Here is a 20620-nt window from a genome sequence, read left to right as displayed (position 1 = left end):
GATCTCTCTGGCGACTGCTATGAGAATTGGAATCCGCGATAGCCATCGCGTGCGATTCCTTCGCACAGCTTCGCGTAATGCGCCATGCCACCCGCGTAGGGCATGAAGCGGCGGGGTTTGCCCGGCACGTTCGCACCGAGATACCAAGAGCTCGATGCCATCGGCAGCAGCGTCGCGTTGGCGGCCCGATCGACCTCATTGCCCCACGTCTCGGCTTCCGCTTCGGTGGTTTCGATGCGTTGCTTGCCGCTGTCGCGCATGTGGCGAATGCAGTCGGTGATCCAATCGACATGCTGTTCGATCGCGACCGGCATGTTGGCGAGAACGGACGGACTGCCGGGCCCCGTGATTGTGAAGAGATTCGGGAAGTCCGGCACCTGAAGGCCGAGATAGGTCTGCGGGCCTGCCGCCCAGACATCGCGGAGTGCTTTGCCGTCGCGGCTCTCGATGCCGAGTGCGAAGAGCGGCCCCGTCAGCGCGTCGAAGCCGGTCGCGAAAACGATGATGTCGAGCGGATATTCTCTCGCCTCGGTGCGAATGCCGTTCGGCGTGATCTCGACGATCGGCTCTTTCCGGATATCGACGAGCGTGACGTTGTCGCGGTTGTAGGTTTCGAAATAATCGGTGTCGATCGGCGGGCGCTTGGTGGCGTAGCCGTGGTCGCGCGGCGTCAAACGCTCGGCGATCTCCGGGTCCTTCACGACCTGATGGATCTTGTTGCGCAGCCAATCCGAGATGACCTGGTTGGCTTTCATGTTGGTCAGCGTATCGCTGAAGGCGGCGCGGAATTTCAGACTGCCTTCGGTCCAGGCGGCTTCGAGTATGCGCTCGCGGTCTTCCGGCGAGACGTCGAGCACCGAGGTCGACGAGATGTCGAAGGGGTGGCCGTTCGTCGTCGTGCGCTTCTTGTCGTGGATCGCAGTGTAATTGTCGCGCAGGTGCTGCTTGAACTCCTCGCTCATCGGGCCGTTGCGGGCCGGCACGCTGTAGTTCGGCGTGCGCTGGAAGACCGTGAGATGTTTCGACTGCTCCGCGATCACCGGCGCGGCCTGAATGCCGGTCGAGCCGGTGCCGATCTGGCCGACGCGCTTGCCTGTGAAGTCGACGCCTTCATGCGGCCAAGCGCCCGTGTGGTACCAGCGGCCCCTGAAGCTATCGAGGCCTTTGAACTTCGGCACGTTGGTGGTCGAGAGACAGCCGACCGCCGTGATGAAAAATTGCGCCGTGAAGGTCTCGCCGGTCTCCGTCGTGATGGTCCAGCGATTGGCCGCGTCGTCGAAGGTTGCGCCGGTGACGCGCGCGCCGAATTCGATGTCACGCTTGAGGTCGAGCTTGTCGGCAACGAAATTGAGATAGCGGCGGATCTCCGGATGCTCCGGATAGCGCTCGGACCAGCTCCATTCGCGATCGAGTTCCGGCGAGAAGGAGTAGGTGTAGGTGTAGCTTTCGGAGTCGCAGCGCGCGCCCGGATAGCGATTCCAGTACCAGGTGCCGCCGACCTCTTCGCCCATTTCGAGGACGCGGACTTTCAGGCCGAGATCGTCGCGCAGACGGTGCAACGCATAGAGGCCCGAGAAACCGGCACCGACGATGACGGCATCGTAGGTCTTGGACGGGGAGCGGCCATTCGCTGCAGTCATCGCCAACGTATCCTCCGGACTATTCAGTCACTTCTTGGCGGTCCCGGGAAGACTCGAACTTCCGACCTTCGGTTTAGGAAACCGCTGCTCTATCCGGCTGAGCTACGGGACCCGCACTTTTGTGATAGATGCGGTCGCGCGTTTCGGCAACCCGTAGCGATGCGGGTCTGCATTTCAGATTTGCGTTAAAAGCGGCCCGCGAGGGTCAGACGGAAGCTGCGCGGCTCGACCGGATGGATGTGCCGGTCGAGCACGCCGCCCGGTTCTCCGGGGAGGCGCGACTCGTAATAGTAAGCGATCTGGTCGGCCTTGGTGTCGAACACGTTGAGCACATCGAGCTGCAGGCGGATGCCGCTGTCGAAAGTGTAGCCGACACGGCCGTTGACGAGGAATGTCTCGCGCGAGCGCACGCTGTCGTCCTCGACAAGCGGACGTGGCCCGAAGTAGCGCGCTTTGACCGCGCCGAACCAGCCGCGCTCGGCGCCGAGGAAAACACCGGCCGATCCAATGAATTGCGGCGCGCCCGGAATGAAGTCGCCGGCCGGATCGACATCGGTGAAGCGCGCTTTTGTGTAGGCGAGATCGACATCGAGCCGCAGCCACGGATTGACGCGGTAGTGATTGGTCCACTCGACGCCGACGCGGCGTGAGGGGCGGCTTGCCTCGGTCGTCCCGGCATCGCCGACGAATAGCAATTCCGAATCGTAGTCGAGCACGAAGAAGGCGAGCGTGCTTTCGAGGCCGTCGATGGCTTTCGAGCGTAGGCCTATTTCCGTGCCTTTCGAGCGCACCAGCAGCGGGACGCGATCCTGCGGCGTGACCTTGTCGATAGGGTCGACGCGGATCGTCACGCCGCGCAAATCATTGGAGTGAAAGCCGGTGCCGGCACTGAAGTAGAGTTCGGTCTTGGCCCACGGTCCGAGAATGAGATTGAATTTCGGGCTCGCGATGAAATCGTTGGCGCTGCCGGAATTGAGCCCGGTGTCGCTCGACACGCGCCCGTCGTAGCGGTCGCCGCGAATGCCGGTGACGGTGCGGATCCAGTTTGCCCAGTGTGTCGTGTTCTCGGCGTAGACGCCGACGCTTGCTTCCTGCACGCGGTCGATGCGGACGGTTGAGAGTTCTTCGCGCTCCTTTGTTTTCGTCAGACCGAGCGAGATGTCGTCGTAGCGCGTCTGCACGCCGACTTTCGTCTCGGTGTCGAAAGATGCGAAGCGCCCCTTGAAGGTGTGGCTCGCGTTGAAGCCGAGCACCCAGCGGCGATCCATCTGGCTGAATTGATCGCCGTTGACCGGGTCGTCGAGAAAGTACGTGAAGTTGTTGTAGAGCCGCATCGTCGAGCGGATCGCATAAGTCTCGATGCGCGATGCACTTGTCTCATCGTCGCGGCTCCAGCGTCCCGACAGGCTGAAGCGCGAGGCGGTGCCGCCGTCGGTTGCATCGAGCGTGCCGAAACGGTCGATGAGGCCGGACGTGATCGCGCGCTCGGCGATCTGATCGGTCGAATTCCAGCGGTTCACGTAACCCATTGCGGTGAGCGATAGGCCGTTCTGTTGCGTTCCTTCGCTGTAGCGGACGACGCCGTTGAACTTGCGCAGGCGGTCGGCTTTTTCCCACGGGCCGTCGTAGGTCGTCGTGTCGAAGGCCGCGAGGACGTTGCCGTCACCGGCCTTGACGGATTTTGCAACGAGCGTGCGGAAATAACCGAAGCTGCCGCCGGTCACTTGCGCGAGGCCCGGATTGAGCACGTCGCGATACTGGATATTGGCGGCGCCGGCCGAGGCGAAATCGCCTTCGTCCGCGAAGTAGGGGCCTTTGCGGATGCGCACCGACTGAATGAGTTCCGGAATCAGGAAGTTGATGTCGGCGTAGCCTTGGCCGTGGCCGTGTGTGCGCATGTTGACCGGCATGCCGTCGACCGTGATCGCGAAGTCGGTGCCGTGGTCGAGATTGAAGCCGCGCAGGAAGTACTGGTTGGCTTTGCCTTCGCCGGAATGCTGCGTGACGATGAGGCCGGGCACGACTTCGAGTGCTTCGCCAGGCCGCGAGATCGGCACTGCGTTGACTTCGGACCCGGAGACGTCGCGTTCGCTTGCCGCGACGGGAGCCGAGAAGCCGCCGACCGGTTGGTCGCTGCGCGTTGCGATCGGTGTTGCGGCCGTAGCGTGAGCTGCGGTCGGACGGGGCCGAGTCTGCCGCGCGGCGCGAGCCGGCCGCGCTTGGCGCGCTGGCTTTGCGATGCGTGGCGCAGTCACTTGAACGGTTGGTAGTTGTGGTCCGGGGGTCTGTGCAAACGAACGCTCCGGCTCGAACAACAACGCGGCCGCGAGCGATGCAGCGCTGGCGAATGTTGGCGATCTCAACCGTTGCATACCGCGCGCAGCAAATAGCTCTCGGAGCCCTTACCGGGCGCGATCGTCAGCTTGAGTTGGAACGTCGCGGGCTTATCGCGTTCGAGAAGGCGCATCGAGAGTTCGCGGGTCTGCGGCTCCTGCGTGCCGAGTTTCGTCGTACGGCTGAGGAGGACCTTCGGGCCGGGCAGTTTGCAGACGCAGGTCGCGTCCGCTTTCGCGTCGATAGCGGAGAGGCGTACTTCGACGGCGCCGCGCGCTGGCTTGACATGATCGACCCTCGCCATCGTCGCGCAGTTGCCGGTTTCGCTGACGAAGCTCACCTCGGGCGGTGCGCCGTGCAACTTTGTCGGCGCTTGCGCGATTGCGGGCGCCGCGATCACGAGCAGTGCGGAAGCCGTCATGGCCCGCTTGATGCGGGCCATCCACGTCTTGTTTCTTGGCGCGCTCAGCCAAAACGTGGATGGCCCGGACAAGCCGGGCCATGACGTCTGTGGTGAGCAATGAAACAAGATCACCTCAACCCATGTTGATGAGGATCGTCTTCTTGTGCGTGAAGTGTTCGAGCATCGACTCGAGCGAGGCTTCCTTGCCGAGGCCGGATTGTTTGACGCCGCCGTAAGACAAATTCGCCGAGACGACGACGTTCTGGTTCACCTGCACGAAGCCGGCTTCGAGCTTGTGGGCAGCATCGAGCGCGGTCTTGAGGTCCTTGGTCCAGATCGTTGCGGCAAGGCCGAAGACGCTATCGTTCGCCTGTTCGAGCGCTTCCTCGTAGGTCTTGAACTTGATCACGCAGGTGACCGGGCCAAAAATTTCTTCCTGCGCGAGTTTCGATTTATTCGTCATGCCCGTGAAGATCACCGGGCGGACGAACAGGCCCTTCTTGAACTTCTTGCCTTCCGGCATCGCCGAGCAGGCGAGCGCTTTCGCGCCTTTCGTCTTCTCGCCGATCTTGATGTACTTGTTCACCTTCTTGAACTGCTCGGGCGAGATGATGGTGCCGATGTCGGTCTTCTCGTCGAGCGGGTCGCCCATCTTCATGGCGTCGACCTTAGCCTTCAGCGCATTGACGAATTTATCGTGCAGCGATTCGTGCACGAAGATGCGCGAGGCCGCCGTGCAGCTTTGACCCTGGCGCGTGAAGCGCATGCCGGCGATGGCGCCACCGATCGCCTTGTCGAGGTCGGCGTCGCCCATGATGATCATCGGGCTCTTGCCGCCAAGTTCGAGCGTGACCGGGATCAGCTTCTCGGCTGCGCCGCGATAGATGATTTTGCCGGTTTCGACCGAGCCCGTGAACGTGACCTTCTTCACGTCCGGATGCGCGACCAGCGGGCCGCCGCACTCCGGGCCATCGCCGGAGAGCATGTTGAAGACACCCGGCGGCAGAACCTGATTGACGATCTCGCAGATGCGCAGAACGGCGAGCGGCGCCTCTTCGGCCGACTTCACGACCACCGTGTTGCCTGCGACAAGTGCCGGGGCGATCTTGAGGCCCATCAGCATCATCGGGACGTTCCACGGGATGATGGCGCCGACGACGCCGATCGGCTCGCGGATCGTCATGCCGAGCACGTCGTTTTTGAGCGGCAGCGTCTCGCCCTTGAGTTCACCGCCGAGGCCGCCGAAGAACGTAAAGATGTCGGCGACGACCGACGCTTCGACGCGGCTCTCCGTGCGCAGCGCCTTGCCGGTCTCAAGCGCGACGAGGCGGCCGAGTTCTTCCTGATGATCGTTGAGCAGCCGGCCGCATTCGGCAACGAGCTTGCCGCGATCGCGCGGCTGCATCTTCGCCCATTCCTTCTGCGCCTTTTTGGCGGACTTCACGGCCGCGTCGACGTCGGCGGCTTCCGAGGCAGCCGCGACGCCGATCTCTTCGCCGGTCGCCGGGTTGATGATCGGGAAGGTTTTGCCGGATTTCGCTTTGACCAGCGTGCCGTTGATCAGATTGTTGTTCGACAGCGTCTTGGCCAGCGCAAAAGGATCGAGTGTCGGCGTGATGGTCTTGGTCAGCATGGCTAAAACTCCGTCCGCGATCGTATGCAATCGCATCTATGATTTGATTTTTGGGCTCGCGCCCTTCGACCCATCGCCGCGCCGGCTTCAGCTTGTTGTTGCCTGAATTCTTTGCTGGGTTAGGTCCAAGGGCACATTATCGGCAGGCACGATGCGGGCGCAACGCGTTTTGCTGCGACGAATGGTATAGGCGGATTGCGTGGTGCGGGATTTGTGGGTTGGTCTGCTTGCTGTAGTGGTGGCCGTCACGGTCGCCCACGTTGCGGCTGCATGCGGAGCCGGTGCGCAGTTGAGCGGCACTGTGGCCGCGGTCGATGCGACGGGCACGCTTAGCTTGAGCGACGGCCGGCAAATTCGGCTCGCCGGGGTCGTCGTCGGCGACGATGTCGCAGCGCAGCAATATCTGATCGATACAATCATAGGCCGCGATGTCGTTTTGCGTGGCACGCCCGCAACCCGCGATCGCTATGGCCGTATAGAAGCTTACGTTTTCGCCGTGGGTTGGGGTTTGCCTGGTAAAGACTTGGACCGGTCCGTTCAGCGCGATATGGTGGAGAAGGGACTTGTTCGAGTCTCGGCTCGAATCAGCGATCGCGCATGCGCGGCGGAGTTCCTGACCAGCGAAAGTCAGGCGCGGCAGGCAGGACGTGGGCTTTGGGCCGACGCTCGGTGGCGTGTCCTCAAGGCCGATGAGCCGGCCAAGATTCTCAGTCAGCGCGGTGCGTTCGCGCTCGTTGAGGGGAAAGTGCTGTCGGTGCGTGAGGTTGGCGGTTCGATCTACGTGAATTTCGGCCGCCGCTGGACGGAAGATTTCACCGTGACGGTCGCGAAACGAAACGCAGCCGCTCTCGGCGGGTTGGATGTGAAGCGGCTCGATCACAAATTGATCCGCGTTCGCGGATGGGTTGAAGAACGGGGCGGGCCGTGGATCGAGGTCACACGGCCCGAACAAATCGAGTTGATACGCAATTGATTGCGCGCGTGACGATAAACGTAGGGTTGTTGCGGCCGCTGCTGTCGCTTGCCGTGATGGCAGGGCTGCTGGCGGGCTGCGCGACGTTCATGCCGTCCGACTCTGGGCCGGCGATTTCGCTGCCGGACCCGCCGAAGCGCGCCAACCAGGTCGAGCCGGTCCAGCGCGAACATCAGCGCATTCTCGCGGCCTACGGCGGCGCTTATCGCAATCCGCGTCTGCAAGCCTTGCTGCAGTCTACGGTCGAGAAGCTTGTCGCGGCGTCGGACCGGCCAGACCTGCGTTATCGCGTCACGATCCTCAATTCGCCGGCGATCAACGCCTTCGCGCTGCCGAGCGGGTATCTCTACGTGACGCGTGGGCTGCTCGCGCTCGCCAACGACACGGCCGAGGTCGCGTCCGTGCTCAGCCACGAGATGGCGCATGTGACCGCGCAGCATGCGGTCACACGCGAAGCACAAGCGAAGCAAGCGTCGCTGGTCAATCGCGTCGCGACCGACGTCCTCTCCGATCCACAGACCGGCGCGCAGGCGATGGCGCGTTCAAAGCTCGCGCTCGCCAGCTTCTCGCGTAGCCAGGAGCTTGAGGCCGACGCGATGGGCGTGCGCACGGCGGCGAAAGCTGGTTACGATCCGTATGGCGCAACGCGCTTTCTCACCGCGATGGGACGCAACGCCGAACTGAAAGTCGCGAAAGAAGACGGCCGCAAGCCGGTCGATTTTCTCGCGTCGCATCCCTCGACACCCGAGCGCGTGAAGAGCGTCACGTCGGCGGCGCGGCAGCTCAGCGCGCCCGGTACAGGCTCGCGCGATCGCCAAGCGTTTCTCGCGGCAACGGACGGCATGACGTTCGGCGACGACCCGGGCGATGGGTATGTGCGTGGGCGCCGCTTCATTCATCCGAAACTCGGCATCACGTTCACGGCGCCGCCGGATTTCGCGCTCGATAACACGGCTCAAGCGGTCCTCGGCATGCGTGAAGGCGGCGCGCAGGCGCTGCGCCTCGACGTCGTGCAGGCAAACGAAGGCCAATCGCTCACGGAATATTTGACGTCTGGCTGGATCGAGAATGTCGAGCCGAAGACGGTCGAAGAGTTCGACGCGAATGGCTCGCCCGGCGCGACCGCGATCGCGAAGGGGCAGGATTGGACTTTCCGCGTCTATGTCATCCGCTCGGGCAGCGATCTCTACCGCTTCGTGTTCGCGGCGAAGAATCGCGCGGCCGACGTCGAAAAGGTCTTCCGCGAGTCCGTGCTGACGTTCCGGCGTCTGAGCAACGAAGAAATCGCGCAGGCGCGGCCGCTGCGGCTGCAGGTCGTCACCGTGCAGTCGGGCGATACGGCGGAGCGTTTCGCGGGCCGCATGGCGACGGATCGGCCGCTCGATCGCTTTCGCGTTATCAACGGCTTAGACGCTGGCGCTGCGCTCACTGTGGGCGAGCCGGTCAAAATCGTCGTCGAATAGTTCCAATCTGCCTGTCGCTCCCTTGTTGCCGGGATGCTGTACGCCTACTTGCGCGGCTTGTTCGGGACACGTTTTTGTACCACCGTGGCTGCCCGGATAAATTGGGAGACGTTCAATGGGATTTTTCGATTTCATCAAAGACGCTGGATCTAAGATTTTCGGCGGTGAGGCCAAGGCCGCAACGGCTGACGACTTGAAGAAGGAAGTCGCGAGCAACGGCTTCGATGCGAACAAGCTCGAGATCAAAGTCGACGGCGACAAGGTCGTCGTGACAGGTCAGGCCAAGTCGCAGGAGGAAGCCGAGAAGATTATTCTCTCGCTCGGCAACACGATCGGCGTCGCGCAAGTGAATACCGACGGGCTCCAGGTCGAGAAGCCGGCGCCCGAGTCGAAGATGTACACGGTGAAGAAGGGCGACACGCTCTGGAAGATCGCCGAAGAGCACTACGGCAAAGGCAAAGGCGCGAAATACACCGAGATCGTGAAGGCGAACACGCCGCCGGTGAAGAACCCGGATCTCATTCAGCCGGGCTGGGTGCTGCGCATCCCGCCGCTCGCCTGATCAAGCGACCACGCAAAGAAAAAGCCCGGCTTTCGCCGGGCTTTTTTGTTGGGCTTGAATGGGGTGTGTAGACAGATTATATTCTGTCTACACAAGGATTTTTGCTATGCCGCTCAACATTCGCGACGAGAAGGTCAACGAGCTTGCGACCGAGCTCGCGCACCGCCGCGGCGTCAACAAGACGGCCGCCGTTAAGCTCGCGCTCGAGAACGAGTTACAGCGCGAGAAAAACAAAATCCCGCTGCGTGAGCGATTGAAACCGTTGTTGGATGAGCTAGACAAACTTCCGCGTACAGGACTTGAGGCGGACAAGGAATTTTACGACTCATTGAGTGGCGACTACTGACGATGTTTGTCGATGCGTCCGCAATCGTGGCGATCCTCTCGATGGAGCCGGAACGGAGCCGCTTTATCAGAGCGCTCTCCACAGCCGAAACGTCTGCATACACTTCCGTGATTGCGGTTTGGGAAGCGGTCACCGGTGTCCAAAGGAAACTAGAACTGCCGTTAGTGGATGCCGAGCGAGCGGTGCACGAGTTTATCGAAGCCTCGAAAATTTCCATCGTGGCGGTCGCACCTGCCGAACTGTCGGCAGCACTCTCCGCGTTCGATCGTTACGGTCGCCATCGCTTCCCAGCGAGTGAGCGTAATCGGGCGCTCAACCTTGCGGACTGTTTCCACTATGCGAGCGCAAAAGCGCAGCGTGTTCCGATCCTGACCAAGGACGTCGCGTTTGCCGCCACTGACCTGCCGGTCGTCTCCGCATAACGAAAAAGCCCGGCTTTCACCGGGCTTTTTTTATTCCTTGGGGACATTCTTTCAGGCGGCTTCGTCGACAGTCTCTTCGCTGTCGTCCTCGGCCTCTTCGCCCTCGGCAGCTTCGCCGTCAGCCTTCGGACCGCGGCGCGGACCCTTGGCGAGAGCGCCTTCGATCTGCTTGACGGCTTCAGTGTCCGTCAGGCGCTCGACAGCCGCGATTTCGCGGGCGAGACGATCGAGAGCCGCTTCATACAGCTGGCGCTCCGAATACGACTGTTCCGGCTGCGTGTCCGAGCGGTAGAGATCGCGAACGACTTCCGCGATCGCGACGATGTCGCCCGAGTTGATCTTCGCTTCGTATTCCTGCGCGCGGCGCGACCACATGGTGCGCTTGATGCGGGCACGGCCCTTCAGCGTCTCGAGAGCGCGATGGACAATCGCGGGCTCCGCGAGCTTACGCATGCCGACCGAAGCGATCTTTACGGTCGGAACGCGGAGCGTCATCTTGTCCTTGGCGAACGAGATGACGAACAGCTCCAGGCGATAGCCTGCAACTTCCTGCTCTTCGATCGAAACGATCTGGCCGACGCCATGCGCCGGATAAACGATAAACTCGTTGGTCTTGAAGCCCTGACGCGCATTGGACTTCTTGAAGGGCACATCGACGGCCGGCTTGGCCTCGACCTTCTTGGCTTCAACCTTAGCGGGGGCAGCCGTCTTCGCAGCCGGAGCAACCGTCTTTGCGGCCGGAGCAACCGTCTTTGCGGCCGGAGCCTGCTTGGCAACGGCCGGAGCAGCTTCAGCCTTCTTCGGCTCAGCAGCCTGCAACGGCTTGCGAGCGAGCTCAGCAGCTTTCTTCGAGGTACGGTCCGTCGGGGCGGCTTTCGTGGCCGCAGGGGTCTTGGTTACGGGGGTCTTGGTGACAGGGGTTTTGGCCGCAGTTTTAGCTGCCGGGGCAGCCGCCTTATTGATAATCATTCCGTCTTTGACTCCTTTTTCCTTCGGCTTGGCTCCGCCGGAGGACTTCGAAAGATGTTGCGGCGCGGCTTTCGCCGTGCCCTTCGTCGACGTCTTCAAATTCTTTGTTTGCCCCTTCGTAATCGGCTGAGCCTTGGCAACATTTGCCTTGGCAACGGCTTTCCCGCTGCCGGCTTTCACCGACTTGGAACCCTTGGATGTTTTCCCGGCCTTAACGGCAGTTTTTGGAGCTGAACGAACGACAGCAGACCGCGAGGTTTTAGCGGCACTCTTCTTTGCTGTAGCCTTCGCGCTCTCTTTGGAACCTTTGGACTTTCCCCGCTGGGGGGCCTTGGCTTTACGACGCGTTTTTTCTGCCACTGCTCGCGCGTGGAAACGTCACGCCCTCTACTCGGTTACTGGGGGCGGCCCGAAAAAGAACAAGCTCCCGAAAGGGAGCGCGCGCACAGCCGCTATTTGGTTACGCAAGAATTAATCTATCACGTTTTTCGACGAGAATCAAAGTTTTAGCGTCTTGCGTGTGACTTTTTGGGCAGCTTTGTCCCGCGTCGGTTAACGACTTCTAGTCGCCTTCGCCTGGATTAGGGGAAAAGTGCTGCTCGAACTTGTCGGCAACGCCGTCCCATTCCTTGGCGTCCGGCGGGCTATCGCGCTTGATCGTGATATTCGGCCAGCTTTTGGCGAAATCGGCGTTCAATTTCAGCCACTTCTCTAGACCAGGCTCGGTGTCTGGCTTGATCGCCTCGGCCGGGCATTCCGGTTCGCAGACGCCGCAATCGATGCATTCATCCGGATGGATGATCAGCATGTTGTCGCCTTCGTAGAAGCAGTCCACCGGACAAACCTCGACGCAGTCCATGTATTTGCACTTGATGCAATTTTCCGTGACGACATACGTCATCGATAGGGCTCTTACCTTCAGTCGCGTCGGCTGCCCGCGAAAACAGCGGGGGCCTCTCGGCCAATGCCTCTCGGGAGTTTCGCCTAGCCTATAGGGCTCGGTGCCGCAAGCTTCACGGCGTCCCCGTTATGTAGCCGTAGAGGCGTCAATATTCCATGAGGATCAAGCCCAAAAGGCTCAAAAATCGTCATCGCGCCAACGGTCGGTGGCGCGGCGCTCCCGTTTGGTCGGGCGCCCGCTGCCGGGCTCGCGCTCGGCGGGCGGTGCTTCCCGATCTTCCGTAGCCGGGCGGGGCGGGGACAGGTCTTCCCAAAGGCCCTCGGCGGTCGAGGCGCGTTTGTCGGCAAATCCGATGGCACGGAGGATCCGGATCGTCCGATCGAGCGTGATGGTGAGAACGTCGCCATTGCGGACGAGTTGGCCGGGTGCCGTGACGCGCTGACCGTTGAGCCGGACATGGCCTTCACTGACGAGTGTCGCGGCAGAAGTTCGCGTGCGCACGACGCGCGCGTGCCAGAGCCATTTGTCGATGCGCTGGCGGTCGTCGGCCAACGTTACTTGGTCTCGAGCTGCTGCTTCAACGCGAGGAGCTTGGCGAACGGCGAGTTGGGATCAGGCTCGGCACCGGCCCGCATCGGGGCATAATTCTGATACGGGCTCTGCTCGCGCTCGTTCGAGCGGCGATCGTCACGGCCACGGCGGTCATCGCGATTGCGATCGTCGCGGCGCGGTCGGCGATCCTGACGCGGGCCGTCTTTCCGCTGACCATCTTGGCGTTGGCCATCTTGGCGTTGACCATCTTGGCGCGGACGGCCTTCGCGCGGCGCATTGCCGTCCTTGGCCTGACGCTGACCATCTTGGCGCGGGCGATCCGGGCGGCGATGACGCCGTCCCTCTGCGTTCGGTTGAGCTTCGGCCGGTTGTCCATCCGCGCTCGGTTGTGCAGCGACACCGTCGGCCGGTGCTGCGGCCTGCGCGGGCGCGTCGCGGCGTTGGTGGTGCGGACGCTTATGCTGAGGACGCTTGTGCGGACGACGCTCTTCGAAGCGGCCGGTGCGCCAGACTTCGACAAGCTCGGGCTCGGCCGGCGCTGCAGCTTCGGCAGCCGGCGCTTCGGTGGGCTCGCTTGCGGTTGCGATCACCTCAGCGCCTTCGGCAACTGCTTCGGATCCTTCGGTGACGGCTTCTGCGGCTGGTGCTGCTTCCGCGACGGGTTCGGCTTCAACTGCAGGTGCTGCTTCAACTGCAGGTGCTGCTTCAGCGACAGGTGCGGCTTCAGCCGGTGCCTCCGCGATAGCTTCTGCCGGTGCTTCCGTTGTCGCTTCGGTCGTTTCGCTGCCGGCTTCCGTCACGGGTGTTTCGGCTGCAACGGCGGCGGTCTCGGCCGCTTCAACAACGGCCGGCGCTTCGGGCTCCGGCGGTTTTGCACGGCGATCGAGGCGATAGCCGAGCGAGCGCAGTACCGCCGAGAAATCTTCGCCGGACGAGCCGACCAGCGACGTCATCGCGCCGGTGACGACAAAGCTCGAACCATCGAATGCACCAGCGGGCTTGGGGCCCGGCGCATTCGGCCGCCACGACAGCGCGGGGCGAATGAGATCGGCGAGACGTTCGAGAATGTCGACGCGCACGACGCGCTCTCCGCAGACGCGATAGCCGAGCGTGCGGTAGAGCGGCTTCGGCACTTCCTTGTCGGCCGCAAACGATGTGCGTCCGCTTGCCGCGATTTGCGGAAGATCCGAGAGGCCTTTGATGTCGGCGCTGTTCTGCGTCAGCGCCCAGAGCTGCAGCGCGAGTGCGCGCGGCGCCGGCTTGAGCAGCAGCGGCAGATAAATGTGATAGGCGCCGAAGCGCACGCCGTATTTGCGCAGGAGCGCGCGCGCTTCTTGATCGAGACCTTTGATCTCTTCGGAAACTTTCTGACGTTCGAGCACGCCGAGATTTTCGACGAGCTGGAACGCGATGCCGCGCGCGATGCCGGCGATGTCCTCGGCCTTATCGAGCGCGACAAGACCGCCTAGCAGTTTCTCGATATCCGCACCGACCCACAGCGCGATGCGCGCTTCGACGGCGTCACGCGGCGCGCCGGTGAGTTGCTCGTCCGCGATCAAGCGAATCTGCGGCTTGAGAATGCTGTCGCCCTTGGCGAGCTTCGCGACCGCGTCGCCCATCCAGCGGATGGTGCCGTCGCTGGTCAGCGCGAACTGTTCGTCGGGCGCGCCGGAGAGCCGCGTCGCACGCGTGCCGATCTCACCGGCGATCGCCTTCTGCGCAGCGGTGCGCAAGGCCTTCGCCTCCGGTCCGCTCGCATTCGCTTCGGCGACGAAGCGGAAGCCTTCGAGGCGACCGAGCGCATGACCTTCGACGAGCACTTCGCCGGACTTTGCAATTTCAGTTTCAAGCATCGCGTTTTCTCTTAAGCGCCGCATCAATACGCTGGTGCGCCGGTCTACGAACCGGTGGATCAGACGTTCATGCAACGCATCCGAAAGTTTGTCCTCGACGCCGCGCGTTACACCTTGCCAGTGCTCCGGGTCGGCGAGCCAGTCGGGACGATTAGCAGCAAAAGTCCAAGTCCTGATATGGGCGATCCGGTTCGACAGCGTGTCGATATCACCGTCGGTGCGATCCGCCAATGCCACTTGGCGTGCGAACCAGTCGTCCGGCACCCTACCGTCTCGCTGCAGAAAGCCAAAGAGCGAAATCACCAGTTCGGTATGCGCCGACGGCGAAATCTTGCGGTAGTCGGGCGTTTGGCAGACCTCCCACAGCCGCGTGATGGCCGCGCGCGATGTCGCGTATTTCCGCACCTCTTCGTCGCGTGCCGCATGATCCAGCACCAGAATGTCCTCGCCGACCGGCGCGCGGGTGAGCCCCGGACGTGATGGCGTGGCCGCGAGCGTCGCCTGGAGCGCGCCGATCGAGGCGAAATCGAGTACGGTGTTTCGCCACTGCAAAATCTTCAACGGTTCGAAGCTGTGGCTTTCGAGTGTCTGCACGAGTTCCGGCTCGAACGGATCGCAGCGGCCCGTGGTGCCGAAAGTTCCGTCACGCGTTGCTCGGCCGGCGCGTCCGGCGATCTGGCCGAACTCCGATGGGTTCAAACGGCGATACTGATAACCATCGAATTTGCGATCGGACGCGAAAGCGACGTGATCGACATCGAGGTTGAGGCCCATGCCGATCGCGTCGGTGGCGACGAGATAGTCGACATCGCCAGATTGATAAATCTCAACTTGCGCGTTTCGCGTGCGCGGCGATAGCGCGCCGAGAACGACGGCGACACCGCCGCGTTGACGCCGAATCAGTTCGCCGATGGCGTAAACTTCGTCTGCCGAGAACGCGACGATTGCGCTGCGCCGCGGCAGCCGCGTCAATTTGCGGTCACCCGCATGCGTCAATTGCGAAAGACGCGGGCGGCTCGTGATGTTGGCGCCAGGCAACAACATTTCGATCATCGGGCGCAGCGTCTGCGCGCCGAGCACGAGCGTTTCGTCGCGGCCGCGGAAGTTGAGCATGCGGTCCGTAAAGACGTGGCCGCGCTCAAGGTCGGTGCCCATCTGCGCTTCGTCGATCGCGACGAAAGCGACGTCGATGTCGCGGGGCATCGCCTCGATGGTGGACACCCAATAGCGCGCGTTCGGTGGCTTGATCTTCTCTTCACCGGTGATGAGCGCGACGGAGGCGGGGCCGATGCGATCGACGATCTTGTTGTAGACCTCGCGCGCCAGCAAGCGCAGCGGCAGCCCGATGATGCCGGACGAATGCGCGAGCATCCGCTCGATGGCGAGATGCGTCTTGCCCGTATTGGTCGGACCGAGCACCGCCGTCACGCCGCTGCCGGCAGCCCGCTCATCGCGGCGAGGTGAAGTGAAATTCAGTGTCATGGGATGAAAAGCGAGCGCTCCGTCTGCCGCGCACACAGCGCGCGACGACAACTTCAACGGGAATTAGAACGAGTCTGGAACGAAACGCGCTCGAATCGCTGACTCGCGATGATTCAACGTTTGTTCTCTCACGATATAGCGTCTCATGCTGTCCTCACCACTACGGCGTGTGGAAGCTAGCGAATTCGCATCGTCGAGACGAAACGCTTGGCTGTTTGCTACGCGCTCACACGGCGCGGATCGAGTCAATCTGATTCCGTTGCGCTCTATTGTCCGACCGGACGCGCGGTTTTCGCGCTGACTTGAAAGCGTGTCGGCTCGAGGACGGCAACGCCGAAAAACGTCGGAATCTGGATTCGGTACATCGCAAGGAAACGCGTGCCGGGCACGGGCACGAAGGCCATCTCGATATCCTTTGTCTCTTTCAGGAATTTGGTGCCGGATTTTTGCGGCTCATACCCGCCGATCGGGTTGTAGAGGACGCGGCAGACGACGGCGTTGCCCTCGAATCCGGCGGTGCGGACTTTCTCGGTCCGCTTGTACGACATCGTCAAATCGTAGCGCTGGCGGCCGTCGAAGACCGGGATCGTACGCTGGCAGGCGTCCGGCGAGGCGCCGTCACCATTGCCGCGCGGCACGACCGCGGCGCTGATCGGGTCGATCACGCCGCGCTTATGCGCCTCCGTGAGCGGGACGATGCCGGCTTTCGGCTCCGGAGGCGGCTCGATCGCGATTTGGCGCACGGCGCCATTGGCGAGCGCCATCTGGACGACATCGGCTTTCTTGCGGGTGCGGACATTGAGCATGTAGCTCTGCGGCGAAAGGCGCGAGCCCGCGATGCCGCCGCGGATCGCCGCGGTGCCGTCGCCGGTCGAGATCGCCTGCAACAGGCCGCTGACCTTGCCGGTGACTGCCATCGCGTAGCTGTCGTCGGCAAAATCGATCTTCCAGGCGCCCGTACCGACGGGGAGACCTGCGATCGAAAGCTGGTAATTTGCGTCAAGCGCGCCCTGAGCGGCGACCGGAGATGCCGATAGGGCCGCGATGGCTGCAAGAGCCATGAGCAGCCGGCGCGCGCGTTTCGCCTTCATGTTGTTGACCTTACGGAATAAAACGTCAGGCACCAACGGATTCTGCCAAACCGTCGCCACGCCCTTCATCGGGTGGGAATGCGCCGAATATGTGTTACTTCCCGGTGGTTCAGGCAAGGTCAGCAGTGCTTCTGCGCTTGACGTTTTATGCCGGCACGGACTATACGTCCGCGCGAATTCCCGCTGATGCTTAGGGTATGGGTGCGCGCGAGCGCGCGCTGGACTTTTGTCCGATGCCCCCAAGCGCACGAAACGTTTGAAGGATTAAGCCATGTCGCGGCGTTGCGATCTGACCGGTAAGGGCCCCCAGACGGGTCACAAAGTCAGCCACTCGAACATCAAGACCAAGCGCCGGTTCCTGCCGAACCTTTGCAACGTCACCCTGATCTCCGACGCGCTCGGCCGTTCGGTCCGTATGCGCGTTTCGGCGAATGCCCTGCGCAGCATCGATGCGCGCGGTGGCCTCGACGCATTCCTGCTGAAGCAGCGCGACACCGACCTGTCGGATCACGCGCTCGGCATCAAGCGCGAGATCGTCAAGAAAGCTGCTGCGACGGCCTAGTCGCCGCCCGGCACTTTCACGTTTCTGTTTGAAGGGCTCTGTTCCGATATCCGGAGCGGGGCCCTTTACGTTTTGCGGTTTGCTTATCTCGTGACGTCCCGGTTAGCGTGCGGGATGCTTCCCGACATTCGCGACTACGACAAACTCCGTGCCGCTTTCCGTTGGCAAATCCCCGAGCGCTACAACATCGGCGTCGACGTCTGCGATCGCTGGGCCGCGCATGACGCATCACGACTCGCGATTCTGCATGTGCATCAGGACGGGCGCATCGATGAGGTCACCTTCGGCGCGCTGAAGGAGATGTCGGACCGTCTCGCCAACGTGTTTCGCGCGGCGGGGATCGGTCCAGGCGATCGCATCGCGATTCTTCTGCCGCAGATGCCGGAAGTCGCTGCCGCGCATATCGCGGCTTACAAGCTCGGCGCGGTGGCGCTGCCGCTCGCGATCCTGTTCGGTGCCGAGGCGCTGACGTATCGCCTGCAGAATTCCGGCGCGAAAATTCTCATCACCAACACGATCGGCGTCGAGCGCGTCGCCGCCATCCGCAACAAGTTGCCGGCTCTGAAAGCGGTGTTTTCGGTCGATGGCGGCAATGCGCAATCGCTGCACGATGCTATCGCGAACGCGTCATCCGATTTCACGCCGGTCGATACGTCGAAAGACGATCCCGCGCTGATGATCTACACGTCCGGCACGACCGGGATGCCGAAGGGCGCGCTGCATGCGCATCGCGTTCTGCTCGGACACTTGCCGGGCGTCGAGATGCCGCAAGATTTTCTGCCGCAGCCGGGCGATCGCTTCTGGACGCCGGCCGATTGGGCGTGGGCCGGTGGCCTGCTCGATGTGATGTTGCCGAGCCTGCATCATGGCGTGACGGTGGTGTCGCATCGCTTCGAGCGTTTCGATCCCGAGCAGGCTTATGCGCTGATGGCGCGCACAGGTGTGCGCAACGCATTCATCCCGCCGACCGCGTTGCGCATGATGCGGTCGATCCCGCTGCCGTCCGGCCGGCACGATGTGCGCATGCGGTCGATCGGGTCGGGCGGTGAGACGCTCGGCGCCGAGACGCTCGAATGGGGCCGCGCGGCGTTCGGCATCCAAATCAACGAATTTTACGGGCAAACCGAGTGCAATCTCGTGCTGTCGTCGTGCGGCGCGCTCGATATCGTTAAGCCGGGTTCGATCGGCAAACCGGTGCCCGGCCATGACGTCGCGGTTATTCGCGCGGACGGCTCGCGCTGCGATGTCGGAGAAGTCGGGCAGATCGCGGTGCGGCGCGGCGATCCCGTGATGTTCTTGCGATACTGGGATAATCCGGCCGGCACGGAAGCGAAGTATTCCGGCGACTGGTTGCTGACCGGCGACCAGGGCGCGATCGATGACGAAGGCTACTTCTCGTTTGTCGGCCGCGACGACGATGTCATCACGTCGGCGGGTTATCGCATTGGACCCGGCGAGATCGAAGACTGTCTCATCGCGCATCCGGCCGTTTCGCTGGCTGCAGCGGTCGGCAAGCCTGACCCGTTACGCACCGAGATCGTCAAAGCGTTCATCGTGCTCAAGCCCGGACACGTCGCGTCGCCGGAGTTGGCCGACGACATTCAGCGTTATGTGCGCACGCGGCTCTCCGCGCATGAGTATCCGCGCGAGGTCGAGTTCGTCGACCAGATGCCGATGACGACGACGGGAAAGATTATCCGGCGGTTGCTGCGGGATAAGATCTAGAGCGCGTCGCCGTCATGGCCCGGCTTGTCCGGGCCATCCACGACTTTACTGAGGCTCAAAGAAGCAAGACGTGGATGGCCCGCATAAAGCGGGCCATGACGCGTGAGAGAGAGGCTGCGCTCGCGAACTCTACGCGAACGCCGACCAATCAACCGGGCCGTTGACGTAGCCATAACGCAGGTTGCTGCGTGCCGGGCCCTGCTTCTCGTATTCTTCCTTCATCAGCGCGAAGCGGTCGCGGTTCGGGCCGATGTCGGTGCGCTTCTCGAGCTTGAAGTCGTAGAGCTTCGCGTTTGTCTCGCCGAAGATCATGTTCTTGATCGGCCCATTGGCTGCGCCGAGCGGCTTGAAGCCGTGCTGCTTCTGCATGTCTTCGGGAATTTCGAGACGGCGCAGTCCTTCGATCTGCCACTGCGGCGAACCGGTCCACACTGCGTCTGTGCCCCAGACGACGCGCTCGTAACCGAGGCCACGTCCGAGAATGCCCATCAGCGCTGCGCCGAGGCGCGGCACCGCGACGACGCTCTGCGCGAAGAGCTGGCCGACGTCGGCGTAGACATTTGTGACGCCGTGCTTCTCCGGGATGTCGGCAAGATCGCTGACCCACGAGACGCGGCCGGTGTCCTGGAATTCCTTCCAGCCGTCATCGGCCGAGCCGCCGGCTGCATGCCGATAACCGCCGTGGTAGACGATGAAGTTGAGCTGCGGCCAATCTTTCGCGGCCTTCGGAATGTCATCGACCATCGCGTATTTCAGAAGATGCGGCCAGCGCTCCGCGGTCGCCTTGGGGAACAGTCCTTTGTGCACGCAGACATTCTTGATGCCGTATTTCACGCACAGCTCGTAAGCCTTATATGTGAGCTTCTCGTCGTCCATGCGCCACGGATGCTCGGCGCGATCCTTGTTGGTGTTGTCGCCGACCGTGTAGCCCTTGATCGAGTCGGGCTTGCGTTCGAGCGAACCTTCGAGATGTTCGAGCCAGCCGTCGAAGCCCGGAGTGAAGATCGCATGCGCGAAAAGACGCTTCGCGCCGGCTTCGCGATTCACTTTCTCGCGCGCCTCGATCATCATTTCGTTGGTGAGGAACCAGTCGCGCGGAATCTCCGATGGCGACGATGAGATCAGCGCGACCTTGGTGTCGCTATCGAGATAAATCTCCTTGAAGAAATTGTTGAACTTCAGGTCTTCCAGCGTCTGCGGCTTGCCGACGAGCGCAGGATTCCATCCGGCCTGTCCGACTGCCTCACGTGAGCGCACGAAATTTTCCAGGCGCGTATCGTCCCTCAGGAAATGCGTGTGCATGTCCATGATGAATTGATCTTTGAGACTGTCGGCGCGTTCCTGCGCCATCGCGGGCGTTGCGGCCTCCGCCTTGCTCGCGTCGAAGATCGGGCCGAACGTCTCGTTGAGCGCGACGAAACCGGCGGCCATGCCGGCAGCGGTTTGGAAGAAACGGCGGCGGCTGAGACCCTGCTTGGCGCCGAAGTCGTCGGCCATCGCGAGCAGGCGCGCTTCGACTTCCTTCTGCTGCTCGCTCTGCGGTGGTGGCGTGTATTCGTCGCTGGAGACGATCTGCGTCGGGATCGGCGTTGCGTGCGGCAACAGTTCGGACGGCGAAAGCTCGTTGATCTCGTCGTGAGTCAGGAAACCACTCATCCGCGTCTCCTCATTGTTTATTGGTTGAGGGCCTTTTAACCGATATTGCGCGG

Annotated in this window: 17 protein-coding genes and 1 tRNA gene; 7 read left to right on the top strand and 11 right to left on the bottom strand. The window is 62.3% G+C overall.

The window, feature by feature from the left end; genetic code table 11:
- Nucleotides 1-17 precede the first annotated feature (17 nt).
- From GJW30_RS00915 to GJW30_RS00895, 5 genes are all read right to left on the bottom strand, one after another.
- A complete protein-coding gene (locus GJW30_RS00915; protein WP_096350571.1) occupies nt 18-1640 on the bottom strand; it encodes a flavin-containing monooxygenase in 1623 nt (540 codons plus the stop codon).
- Between the two features lie 35 nt (nt 1641-1675).
- Nucleotides 1676-1752 (bottom strand) — tRNA-Arg (locus tag GJW30_RS00910).
- 73 nt (nt 1753-1825) lie between these two features.
- Nucleotides 1826-4012, bottom strand: a complete 2187-nt coding sequence (locus GJW30_RS00905) for a TonB-dependent receptor (protein ID WP_096350569.1) — start codon at nt 4010-4012, stop codon at nt 1826-1828.
- On the bottom strand, nt 4000-4416 hold the full coding sequence (locus tag GJW30_RS00900; RefSeq protein WP_130364689.1) for a hypothetical protein: 417 nt from the start codon (nt 4414-4416) through the stop codon (nt 4000-4002). Before GJW30_RS00900 ends, GJW30_RS00905 begins: the two co-directional genes overlap by 13 nt.
- A 94-nt stretch (nt 4417-4510) precedes the next feature.
- On the bottom strand, nt 4511-6010 hold the full coding sequence (locus GJW30_RS00895; protein ID WP_096350563.1) for an aldehyde dehydrogenase family protein: 1500 nt from the start codon (nt 6008-6010) through the stop codon (nt 4511-4513).
- Nucleotides 6011-6209: 199 nt separating this feature from the next.
- Between GJW30_RS00895 and GJW30_RS23160 the strand changes: the two genes are divergently transcribed.
- From GJW30_RS23160 to GJW30_RS00870, 5 genes are all read left to right on the top strand, one after another.
- Entirely contained in the window at nt 6210-6983 is a 774-nt protein-coding gene (locus tag GJW30_RS23160; protein ID WP_096350561.1) for a thermonuclease family protein, read from the top strand.
- Between the two features lie 8 nt (nt 6984-6991).
- A complete protein-coding gene (locus GJW30_RS00885; protein ID WP_245408610.1) occupies nt 6992-8446 on the top strand; it encodes a M48 family metalloprotease in 1455 nt (484 codons plus the stop codon).
- Between the two features lie 115 nt (nt 8447-8561).
- Entirely contained in the window at nt 8562-9008 is a 447-nt protein-coding gene (lysM, locus tag GJW30_RS00880; protein WP_096350559.1) for a peptidoglycan-binding protein LysM, read from the top strand.
- 106 nt (nt 9009-9114) lie between these two features.
- Nucleotides 9115-9354, top strand: a complete 240-nt coding sequence (locus tag GJW30_RS00875) for a type II toxin-antitoxin system VapB family antitoxin (RefSeq protein ID WP_096350557.1) — start codon at nt 9115-9117, stop codon at nt 9352-9354.
- Nucleotides 9355-9356: 2 nt separating this feature from the next.
- A complete protein-coding gene (locus GJW30_RS00870) occupies nt 9357-9776 on the top strand; it encodes a type II toxin-antitoxin system VapC family toxin (protein ID WP_096350555.1) in 420 nt (139 codons plus the stop codon).
- A gap of 51 nt (nt 9777-9827) precedes the next feature.
- Here the strand turns inward: GJW30_RS00870 and GJW30_RS00865 are convergent, their stop codons facing one another.
- The 5 genes from GJW30_RS00865 to GJW30_RS00845 all read right to left on the bottom strand — a co-directional run bounded on the left by GJW30_RS00865 (nt 9828) and on the right by GJW30_RS00845 (nt 16657).
- Complete coding sequence (locus GJW30_RS00865) at nt 9828-10745, bottom strand: CarD family transcriptional regulator (protein WP_096358577.1); 918 nt, start codon at nt 10743-10745, stop codon at nt 9828-9830.
- A 562-nt stretch (nt 10746-11307) separates the two neighbouring features.
- A complete protein-coding gene (fdxA, locus tag GJW30_RS00860) occupies nt 11308-11646 on the bottom strand; it encodes a ferredoxin FdxA (RefSeq protein ID WP_096350553.1) in 339 nt (112 codons plus the stop codon).
- Nucleotides 11647-11823: 177 nt separating this feature from the next.
- Entirely contained in the window at nt 11824-12198 is a 375-nt protein-coding gene (locus GJW30_RS00855) for an RNA-binding S4 domain-containing protein (RefSeq protein WP_096350551.1), read from the bottom strand.
- A 2-nt stretch (nt 12199-12200) separates the two neighbouring features.
- Entirely contained in the window at nt 12201-15533 is a 3333-nt protein-coding gene (locus GJW30_RS00850) for a helicase-related protein (protein ID WP_096358576.1), read from the bottom strand.
- A 266-nt stretch (nt 15534-15799) separates the two neighbouring features.
- Nucleotides 15800-16657 (bottom strand): DUF3108 domain-containing protein, encoded by an 858-nt coding sequence (locus tag GJW30_RS00845; protein ID WP_157746666.1) that lies wholly within the window; start codon nt 16655-16657, stop codon nt 15800-15802.
- A 238-nt stretch (nt 16658-16895) separates the two neighbouring features.
- On the opposite strand from GJW30_RS00845, the gene rpmB reads away from it, so the two are divergent.
- Both rpmB and GJW30_RS00835 read left to right on the top strand, forming a co-directional pair.
- Complete coding sequence (gene rpmB, locus GJW30_RS00840; protein ID WP_096350547.1) at nt 16896-17186, top strand: 50S ribosomal protein L28; 291 nt, start codon at nt 16896-16898, stop codon at nt 17184-17186.
- 114 nt (nt 17187-17300) lie between these two features.
- Entirely contained in the window at nt 17301-18911 is a 1611-nt protein-coding gene (locus tag GJW30_RS00835; protein ID WP_096350545.1) for an acyl-CoA synthetase, read from the top strand.
- A 129-nt stretch (nt 18912-19040) separates the two neighbouring features.
- Here GJW30_RS00835 and GJW30_RS00830 read toward each other — a convergent pair whose 3' ends face one another.
- Nucleotides 19041-20567: an amidohydrolase family protein gene (locus tag GJW30_RS00830; protein WP_096350543.1), complete on the bottom strand. Its 1527-nt coding sequence runs from the start codon at nt 20565-20567 to the stop codon at nt 19041-19043.
- Nucleotides 20568-20620: the final 53 nt, after the last annotated feature.

This window comes from Variibacter gotjawalensis (assembly GCF_002355335.1).
Taxonomy (GTDB): Bacteria; Pseudomonadota; Alphaproteobacteria; order Rhizobiales; family Xanthobacteraceae; genus Variibacter; species Variibacter gotjawalensis.
This window is presented reverse-complemented; position numbering and strand designations above follow the sequence as displayed.